The 2,679-nt window shown below is 28.0% G+C and carries 2 protein-coding genes; both read right to left on the minus strand.

Features of this window, described 5'->3' with window-relative positions:
- A partial coding sequence (locus AB1349_11935; protein MEW6558040.1) for a protein kinase occupies positions 1–1,246 on the minus strand: 1,246 nt, incomplete at its 3' end.
- Positions 1,247–1,266: 20 nt separating this feature from the next.
- Positions 1,267–2,148 carry an FHA domain-containing protein gene (locus tag AB1349_11940; GenBank protein ID MEW6558041.1) on the minus strand — a complete coding sequence of 294 codons (882 nt, stop codon included), beginning with the start codon at positions 2,146–2,148 and terminating at the stop codon, positions 1,267–1,269.
- Positions 2,149–2,679 lie beyond the last annotated feature (531 nt).

A 2,679-nucleotide genomic window follows, 5' to 3' on the forward strand; every position in this document is an offset into this window, starting at 1 on the left:
CTTCTATCGCATATTTTTTTTCCACATAAGCTTCAGTATTACCAGGTTCAAGCTTTAAAACTTTCTCACACAGCTTTATTGTTTCATCATACTGTTTATTTTTACTACAAGCTTTAGCTTCAGCAATGTAATATAATATTTGGTCTTCTTTGCTTAAAGAGTTATATATTTCAGTATTAAAAGGTTTAGCAGGATTTTTCTTTTCATAACCAACTTTTTCTTCTATCGCATATTTTTTTTCCACATAAGCTTCAGTATTACCAGGTTCAAGCTTTAAAACTTTCTCACACAGCTTTATTGTTTCATCATACTGTTTATTTTTACTACAAGCTTTAGCTTCAGCAATATAATATAATATTTGGTCTTCTTTACTTAAAGAGTTATCCGTTATTTTATTAAAAGATAAATTTTCTTGTTGTTTATTCAAAAGATTTTGTTTTTTTATAGTATCTGCCATTTCTTTTGCGCTTGAAAATCTATCTGTTAAGTTATCTTTTAACGCTTTCATTACTATATTTTCAATATGATAAGGTATATTAGGATTAATTGTTCTTAAAGGATCAAATTTAAATGGTATAGGAGATATTCCAGTAAGTAAATGGTGCATTGTTGCTCCTAATGAATAAATGTCAGATCTAATTTCTGATTTACCACGATATTGTTCAGGAGGTGAATAGCCTTCCGTTCCAATAATAGTTTTGGTTGTTTGGCTATTTTGATGAATAACTCTTGCTATTCCAAAATCTATTAATATTATTTTTTCATTTTTATTAAGCATAATATTAGCTGGTTTTAAGTCTCTATATATTATTGTCGGATTTTGATTATGAAGATAAATTAAAACATCAAGAACTTGTATAGACCATTCCATAACTTTCTCTACAGGCAATCCAGGTTTACCTTCTTTTTGTAATATTGTATCTAAATCATCACCTTCTATTAAATCCATTACTAGATAGTATCTCTCATTACATATGAAATAATCAAATATTTTTGGTAAGTTAGCATGTGTTAAATTTTTAAGTATTTTTGCTTCTCGTTCAAACCATTTTCTGGACTGTTCTTGTTCTAATGGTGTTCCATAAATAGGCAATAATTCTTTTATAGCATAAAAATTATTAACAAATTTTATATCATACGCTTTATAAACTGCTCCCATACCACCTTTTTTTACTAAATTAACTATTTTATATTTATTTTCCAAAATTGTTCCAGATTGTAAAAGAGTATTTATATTATTAGACATATAACCTCCTAAAAGTAATATTACGATTTATTAAAAAATACTTTTGTTTTTCCAAAAATTATTTCATCTCCATTGTTTAATTGTATAGGGTTATTTTTTGATAGTTCTTTTTTATTAACTTGAGTACCGTTTGTACTTCCATTATCTTCAATATAATATTCTTCAGGAGTTTTTTCATAAATTATTGCGTGTTTTCTTGAAACACGTTTTTCTGGATCAAAACGAAATAAATTTATATCTATATCTTTAGACTCACTATCTGAACGACCTATAAACGTTTTTTCATTTTGTAATTTAAATCTTTTACTATTACCATCATCATCAAATATTATGAGATGAGGACTTGAAACTCCAAGTTTACCGGTGCATATTGCTGTTACTCCAGTTATCCCTGGATGTTTAAGTCTGCCAGTAAGTAAATTGGTCATTTGAGTTTCATTTACAATGGTTTTATTTTTTATAAGTCCTGTTAATTCTTTATCATAATCTTTTAAGTAATTTTCTGTTATTACTTCTTGATTTGAAGTAAAATTTATTTTATTTATCACAGGTGCTCTGCTAGCAAAATCATTCGCAGCAAACCATCCTATTCCTTCTGTTATAGCTGCCGCTGTTGTTGCATTAATAACATTTCCTATTCCTGGAATCCAACCAACTAACCATTGAGATATAGTTCTACCACCTACTGTGGCAATAGCAGAGGCTAATATACCTTTTATTGTAGCTTCCCCAACATGAATACCAAAAATTCCTGCAAGAGACTCTATCATTCCAATTTGAATAGGAACAATAAGTAAATTATCAGAACCAGGTATTTGAGCTAAACCTGCTCCTATTGTGGCGGTAGAAGCAGCGGCAGAGTGGATAATTACATGGCATCTATTTTCTTGATCTTTTGTCATTTTAAACCTCCTCAACTTTATATTTTTATATCTTTCTTCAAATTTTTTTAATATTCCTTCATAAATTATATGAAAAAGTAGTATATTATTGATTTTATTTAGGGGTATGTCCGGCATTCTGCTAAATTTCCTCGTTAAGGTGTTTTTCCCTTACAGAAAGCCGATTTTTCAATATTATACAATAGTAAAAACCCTTATAAATCAAGGATCATTCAAAAATAAATTATAAGAAGTTTATCTTATAATTTTCTTATAGCGTAATCTTTGAATAATACTCAAGTCATTTGAGTATTATTAAATAATCAGTCAAAAACCTTTACGCTAAAAGACTTTTTAGATAATATTGATTTTTTAAATTAAATATGCTTATTTTTTATGATACATTGTGTTTGTGAGATTTTTCAACTAATTTGCCCCTGGTGACATCGATGCTCCCACCGGGCCTATTCAATTTCAGAATTTATTTTTTCTTTCGACTATATAATCTCTCAAAAATATCATCTGTTATTTTATCCATCATTAACTTTGATT

Source organism: Elusimicrobiota bacterium (genome assembly GCA_040757695.1).
Taxonomy (GTDB): domain Bacteria; phylum Elusimicrobiota; class UBA8919; order UBA8919; family UBA8919; genus JBFLWK01.

Bases quoted from the DNA above. Each gene is read 5' to 3' on its own strand.
- AB1349_11940 (MEW6558041.1), bottom strand. From the start codon at position 2,148: ATGACAAAAGATCAAGAAAATAGATGCCATGTAATTATCCACTCTGCC.